This is a genomic window from Alkalihalobacillus sp. BA299 (assembly GCF_017745675.1).
In the GTDB taxonomy this organism is placed as follows: Bacteria; Bacillota; Bacilli; order Bacillales; family Bacillaceae_F; genus Alkalihalobacterium.
In genome coordinates this window covers 46,288-53,160 of the sequence record NZ_JAFLJM010000026.1, presented here as the reverse complement: position 1 = coordinate 53,160, position 6,873 = coordinate 46,288, and the positions used below count along the sequence as shown (strand labels likewise).

Here is a 6,873-nt window from a genome sequence, read left to right as displayed (position 1 = left end):
AATATATCTACTGGTATAACCATGAACGATCAAAAGAAAAATTGGCTGGGATGAGTCCAGTTGAATATCGAACTCACTCCAGCCAATCAGCTGCATAATAAAACTCTAACTTTTAGGGGTAAGCACCGTGAGTGCCACTCTTTATTTTTTAAATTTTAATAGTTTTTGGATTTAAATAAGGATACCATCTGATAAAATTAAAGTTACCACACCAAAACCCATCGGAGGTATCCTTATGTTTAAACATTATACCATGACTCAACTCATTTTGCCGCTAGATTTAGAAGTAAAACTTCAAGAAAATGATATCGCCTACGCCGTCCATGATCTTGTGGAACAGATTCCTGATGAAGCATTCGCTAGCTTCCTACGTGAAACGGGTAACCCTGCTTACCATCCACGGATGATGATGAAAGTCATTTTATGTGCTTACACGCAATCTGTTTTCTCTGGAAGAAAGATCGACGCATTACTCAAAGATAGTATTCGCATGATGTGGTTAGCTCAAGGATATGAACCGAGTTATCGAACCATCAATCGTTTTCGTGTCCATCCAGAAGTTCAGGAATTACTACGCCAATGCTTCGTCCAATTTCGTTGTCAGCTCGTACAAGAAAAGTTGATAGAGGAAGAAGCCATTTTTATTGACGGAACAAAAATCGAAGCGAATGCCAATAAGTTTACGTTTGTTTGGCGTAAAGCGGTTGAAAAGTACAGCGCCAATTTGGTAGAGAAGTCCAACCAAATGTATGATGAGTTGTTGGAAAATGAAATTATTCCAGAAATCAAACGAGAAAACCTGGATGAACTATCTACGGAAGAACTCGTAAAAGTAGTGGAAAAGCTTGATGCCAAGGTTGAGGAATATGATAACCAAATCGAAGCAAGTAAAGATGTAAGTGAACGAAAACAACTTCGTTCGGAACGCAAAGCTCCGAAGCAGTATCGGAAGCAGTTCAAAGATTTTGTAGCTCGCAAACAAAAATACCAAAACGACATGGCCATATTCGGAGAGAGAAACAGTTATTCAAAAACAGATCATGATGCCACTTTTATGCGAATGAAAGATGATTACATGAAGAACGGCCAACTAAAAGCTGGTTATAATGTGCAAATTGCGACGGAAGGACAATACACGCTAGCTTTTGATGTATTCTCTAACCCGACAGATACACGTACACTCATCCCTTTTCTGGACAAAATCGAGGAAGGTTTCTTTAAGCTGCCCCCATATATTGTCGCTGATGCAGGCTATGGTAGTGAACAAAACTACATAGATGTAATCGAACATCGAGAGCGTACCCCATTAATTACTTATAACATGTATCGTAAAGAGAAGAAGAAAAAATATAAGAATAACGCTTTCCACTCCACCAATTGGGACTATAACGAGGAAACGGATTTTTACACATGTCCAAATGGGAAAAACTTAGTGTTCCGATACCTATCAAATCGAAAAGACAAAGATGGATTTACACGAACGTTTAAGGTCTATGAGTGTGAAGACTGTTCAGGCTGTCCATTCCGTTCCCAATGCACCAAGGCTAAAGAAGGCCACCATCGGAAAATACAGTACAACGAAAAATGGGAACAACAAAAAGAATACGTTAGACAACAGCTTTCAGAAGAGAAAACCGGTGAAATCTACGGTAAGCGTAAAACCGATGTGGAACCAGTTTTTGGATTTCTGAAGGCTAATTTGCATTTCACTCGTCTGTCAGTGAGAGGCAAAGAGAAGGTGAAAAATGAATTAGGGTTTGCGTTCTTGGCGGTGAACTTGAGAAAGTACATCGCCACAAGCGGTTAATCGGAGAATAGAATATGAAAAAACTAACTAAAAAGGTTCCGAACATCGTTTTCTTTGATGTTCGGAACCTTTTTACAATTATTTTAGCTAGTTATGTCCCAGCCTCTACTAAGACATCTAGTATAAGCTTAAAAATTCTCCTGTGAGCTCACTTCGTTCTAAGCGGAGCGGTGCCTTTACACAGGGTGGTCTCCTTTGGTAGCCTCTAGCGACGGGAGGAGCGGGTGGTTGGAAGGTGCTTTTCCTTCCTTACATTCGGGTTTCCAAAGGGGATAGGGCCCCAGTGTCAAGGCTAGAACAATGAGTTTTTTTATTTTTATATTCTTTAGGTTGTCGGACATCATGCAATGTCAGTAGATCTTTCAAGACGAAATTAGAGGTAAATTATACCTAGTAATATGTAAAGACGATGTTCTTAATATGAGATTTAATTATATTAATGAATTTTTATATTACAAAACATTTACAATCAAACTAACATTCAGAAAAGTATTGAATTTGCTTCTCATAGCCATTAGTATTAGTTCTTGGGATAAGTTTTCAGGGGAGGATATTATGTTAGTTAAGTTAAGCTATGATGATTTGTTGGAGGCATATAACAAAGCCATTGCATGTAATTTACCAAAAGACTTTATTCAATTGTTAGAACACGAGTTAGAAAGAAGAGAAGCAACTGAAACAAGTGAAACTAAATAGTTATTTAGTACAGTATATCTTTTCTTGTAACCATTTTATATATTCTATTTCTTTTTCTAATAAACTTCTATTTAATTTAGTTTCAAAATATATCACTAATTGATCGAATTCCTGTTTGGCCGACAAATTCCTCACTCCTTATCAAAAATATATGGAAAATGCCTGCTAATTTCAACCGTCTTTTGTCCCCTCTTTTTTTGAGTGGGCTTTTTATTTTTTAAATTTAGGTTTTCATTTTACGATAAAATTTTCTTTTTGATCATAGAAACGTAATATATGTTTTACATATTTTCTTGATCTTAACACGACGTCGTTCTTTACCCCACCACTAATTTTCGATATAATTCTACAATGATTGCAAAAGGCAAACTTGTTGAAAAATAAGGACGCAAAGCTATAGGGACTAATGGGAAACCGATGTCAGCCAGCTGCCAATGAAAAGTACTCCTTTAGAATACCATCACGAAGTTTTCATTTGGCACCAATTTTTTTGAAGGAGTGTAGAGGAAATTAAAATGGAATTAAATGAACCAGAACTTAAAGATGCATTAGAAAAAATGGGCAATATGCTTGTTACTCTGCCCGATAAGAGAGATTCTGTATTACCTTTTAAACATTTTATTACTTCATTTTTAGGAATAACAACCACAAACGTATCTTTACCCGTCACTGAAGTCATGGCATTCATCAAAAATAAAAAACCTACTGTATTCTCAATCTTAAAAAATGAATATCAGCGTAATTTAATTGTTTATGCAGTCACTCAAGTCGATTTTGAATATAAAATAGCCTCGAAAAGACTTTATGAGTTAAAACTAAAATTAGGAATTTTACAAAGACAATAGTTTCTGTTCGAATGATACTTAGGAATAAATTAATACAAACTTGAGATTATTATGTGGGTTAATCATTCTTTTTTATGCAACCGATGAATAAAGGACTTCTTTTTTCGTAAAGACAGAGTTCCTCATGACAAGTCCCATTAAGTGGGACTTGTTTATTTAAAGAAGTATTAGTATTTTTCCTCCGCGCAATGTACTATGATAGCTCAATCACTATTCCTAACCCTCACCTATTAAGCAACTCTTTCCTACACTAAAATCACAATTAGCTTTTGTTGGTAATCATCCTATCTCATTAATCCACTTTTGGTAAATAAGATAAAAAATAACTATACATTATGCCATTACTTTACCATCCAACCTACTCTTTTCATTTTATTCTTTAATTAGGTAGAGCGATTAATGAGGTGATGAAATGAAAGGATACTTTCGAAAACGTGGGGATAAGTGGTCATTTACAATCGATCTTGGAAGAGATGCTAATAACAAGAGGAAACAGAAAACCCAGTCTGGCTTTAAAACCAAAAAAGAAGCACAACATGCTTGCAATAAGCTAATTAACGAATTAATGAAAGGGGAATACGTTGAGCCAAGTCAAAAAACAGTGGAAGAAATATTACTCGAGTTTATGACTACGCATGGTAAACACGCATTCCGTCAAAAAACGTACGAAACCCATATGTATATCATTCAAAAACACATCATACCAAGCCTCGGACATGTCAAAGTCCCCAAGTTAACACCTGCGATGGTGCAAGGATTTTATTTACAAAAGCTCCAGGATGAAAACTATTCGGCTGAATATGTACGAACCATGCATGCCGTATTACGGAAGGCTTTTAACAAAGCAGTTAAATGGCAATACATCAATAAAAGTATTATTGAACTAGTCGATCCCCCACGTCTCGAAGCGAAAGAAATAAGAACGTGGACGCTAGAAGATGCAACAACCTTTCTCGAGTATGTGAAAGGCAAACGGTTTTATATCGTCTTTCTCCTTGCAATCTATACTGGGATGAGGCAAGGCGAGATCCTCGGCTTACGCTGGAAGGATTGTCATTTAAAAGATGGAAATATCAGTGTAACGCAAACGCTTTCCAGGACCGCTAAAGGATTAATTTTTCAAGAACCTAAAACTCGCGGATCAAAGCGACTTATCTCAATCCCTAAGCACGTCACCGAAGAATTAAAGCAGCATAAAAAAGAACAAAACGAACAAAAGATCTTACTCGGCCCCGCCTATGAAGATTACAATCTAGTTGCATGTATCGAAACTGGAAAACCTATTGATGCTAGAAACCTCATCCGATATTACAAAAGAATGATTAAAGAAAGCGGCGTACCCGACATTCGTTTTCATGACTTGAGACATACCCACGCCACGATCATGCTGCAGCTGGGGGAACATCCGAAAGTCGTATCCGAGCGGCTCGGCCATAGTAAAACAAATGTCACCCTAGACATCTATAGTCATGTTGTACCAGATATGCAGAAAAGTGCGGCAGATAAGTTTGAGCAGGCGATGAGGAGTGTGAATAACAACAATATAGTATGATGATTTTACTAATTAAATAAAAGCAAAACGATGATATAATAGAAGCAATTAATCGGAGGGATCAAAATGGAGAATACATTAAAACTTATTCTTAGTGAGTTAAAAGAAATGCGGTCGGATATTGATGTACTGAAAGATGGACAACAAGGCCTTGCTCAAAACCAACGAGAAATGCAATCTGATATAAGTGTACTGAAAGACGGACAGCAAAGCCTTGCTCAAAATCAACGAGAAATGCAGTCCGATATTAGTGTACTGAAAGATACCCAACATAGCCTTGCTCAAAACCAACGAGATATTCAATCTGATATTAATGGACTAAAAGCCGGTCAAGCAAAACTCGAACTTAGCCAACAAGAAATTCGTTCGAATATCGTTGAGATGAAAGAAGGCGTTGAGAAGTTAAACCAAAACTTAATTGATAACCTAGGTGCTTATACAGAGAAAATTGCTCATCATGTGGATGATAAGACGGCAGCTTTGAATAAACGAGTTTTTGATATTGAGACGGTGGTGCAGCGGATTAGTAGGCAGTGATTTTTTCATTTCCTTAAGCTTTATTTATATTTTTCATACTTATAGGTAACGCGTTCAGTTTCGGGAGGAGACGTATTCACAAGCTAGATAACAGTGTATTTTCACATTTAAATCCTCTACAAATTTATAATTAGCATACAAGAACGCACAGGTTAATACCTGTGCGTCTTGCTTTTATTTTCCACTAAAGCACACGTTTGTAATATAAGTACTTTAAGTACATTTTTTTCACAAAGTTGTTGATTCAATGCGCAGTATCGTTGTACTGTACAACAATGTAACTCTGTTTTAATAGTTGATAATCTCAAAATAAAATTCAATTAAATATAGTTGCAAAGTGTAAAAAAAGAAAAAGACCTTTATTAGCAATAATACATCAATGTGAACTGTGTTAAAATAAGGAAAAGCTAAAGAATTATGGGAGGAATCAATGAGTAAAGAATTAACTTTAAATGATTTGATTAAGCAAAAAATTGATCCTAAAATACAAGCGGTGGACATATCAACCCAGATTAAAGATATTCAACAGAAACTTGAAAAACAAAAAATTACCATTGATCCTGAGATAACCAGGAGCTTCCAAAGGTTAAGCGAAAGTTATAAAAAATCCACTGAATCTATTGCTACTGCCTTAAAAAAAGCAGTTAGTATGAATAGTATTTTTCTTAGTAATTCATCACTCCATTTACCGCTTGCCGTAAATAAAACATTAAAGAACATAGACTTTAATCGTATTAGAGAGGGGCTAAGGATAAGGCTTGAGGCATATGAGAATTCAATGGGAAAATTCGATAAAGATCTATGGGCAATAGATCGAGATATGTTCGATTTATTGGATGAATTTGAAAGTGAAGATACTCCTTCGGATGAAACAATCGAGCAATATGTAGAAGAGCGAATTGATTCTTATATGGATTATTTTAAAACTGATGAAATATACAATAAATATGCTTTAATTCTTGAACAGTCGTATTCAGCATTTAAAACGAAACAATATGCTCTTGCTACTTTTCCTCTTTTTTCTGTAATTGAAGGTCTGATTGGTACTACTTTTGAAGAATACGAGATTGATATAACATTGAAACCAAAGCTAAAACATCATAAAAATAAGCTATATTTTAAATTAGTTGACTATGTAGAAAATACAGAAGACGAGCTTGCTATAAACTTACTTTTCTTTAGAAGAGTATTTAAAGTTTTTGAAGAGATTTTTAAACCTTCCTGGGAAGAACATCCAGAGAATATTAATCGTAATTGGATAATGCATGGGGCTTTTAATTATGAGAGTATTACAAGGAAAGACGTTCTCAAGCTGTATCAGTTAATAAAGGCAGCAGAAGTAGTGAGGAATATATCTTTCGAAAAAGATGATAAAGAAGCGTCATAAAGACGTAAGACTTAGACCTTCAATAAATATTTAATGCAAAACTCAATAT

7 protein-coding genes and 1 riboswitch are annotated in these 6,873 nt (G+C 35.5%); all 7 genes read left to right on the top strand.

All coding sequences use genetic code 11. From position 1 onward, the window contains the following. The first annotated feature begins 5 nt into the window (after positions 1-5). Complete coding sequence (locus J0N78_RS26590) at positions 6-98, top strand: IS3 family transposase (RefSeq protein ID WP_374193901.1); 93 nt, start codon at positions 6-8, stop codon at positions 96-98. Between the two features lie 137 nt (positions 99-235). Then, entirely contained in the window at positions 236-1,807 is a 1,572-nt protein-coding gene (locus J0N78_RS23160) for an IS1182 family transposase (RefSeq protein WP_209125455.1), read from the top strand. A gap of 555 nt (positions 1,808-2,362) precedes the next feature. Continuing rightward, the gene (gene sda / locus J0N78_RS23155; RefSeq protein WP_209125454.1) at positions 2,363-2,503 is read left to right on the top strand and encodes a sporulation histidine kinase inhibitor Sda; all 141 of its coding nucleotides are present in this window, start codon (positions 2,363-2,365) and stop codon (positions 2,501-2,503) included. Between the two features lie 353 nt (positions 2,504-2,856). Next, a riboswitch (cyclic di-GMP riboswitch) is annotated at positions 2,857-2,939 on the top strand. A 79-nt stretch (positions 2,940-3,018) separates the two neighbouring features. After that, a complete protein-coding gene (locus J0N78_RS23150; protein WP_209125453.1) occupies positions 3,019-3,348 on the top strand; it encodes a hypothetical protein in 330 nt (109 codons plus the stop codon). 412 nt (positions 3,349-3,760) lie between these two features. Next, positions 3,761-4,900 (top strand): site-specific integrase, encoded by a 1,140-nt coding sequence (locus J0N78_RS23145; RefSeq protein WP_209125452.1) that lies wholly within the window; start codon positions 3,761-3,763, stop codon positions 4,898-4,900. 66 nt (positions 4,901-4,966) lie between these two features. Then, positions 4,967-5,437 carry a hypothetical protein gene (locus J0N78_RS26005; protein ID WP_247747502.1) on the top strand — a complete coding sequence of 157 codons (471 nt, stop codon included), beginning with the start codon at positions 4,967-4,969 and terminating at the stop codon, positions 5,435-5,437. Between the two features lie 430 nt (positions 5,438-5,867). Continuing rightward, the gene (locus tag J0N78_RS23135; protein ID WP_247747501.1) at positions 5,868-6,824 is read left to right on the top strand and encodes a hypothetical protein; all 957 of its coding nucleotides are present in this window, start codon (positions 5,868-5,870) and stop codon (positions 6,822-6,824) included. The last annotated feature ends 49 nt before the right edge of the window (positions 6,825-6,873 follow it).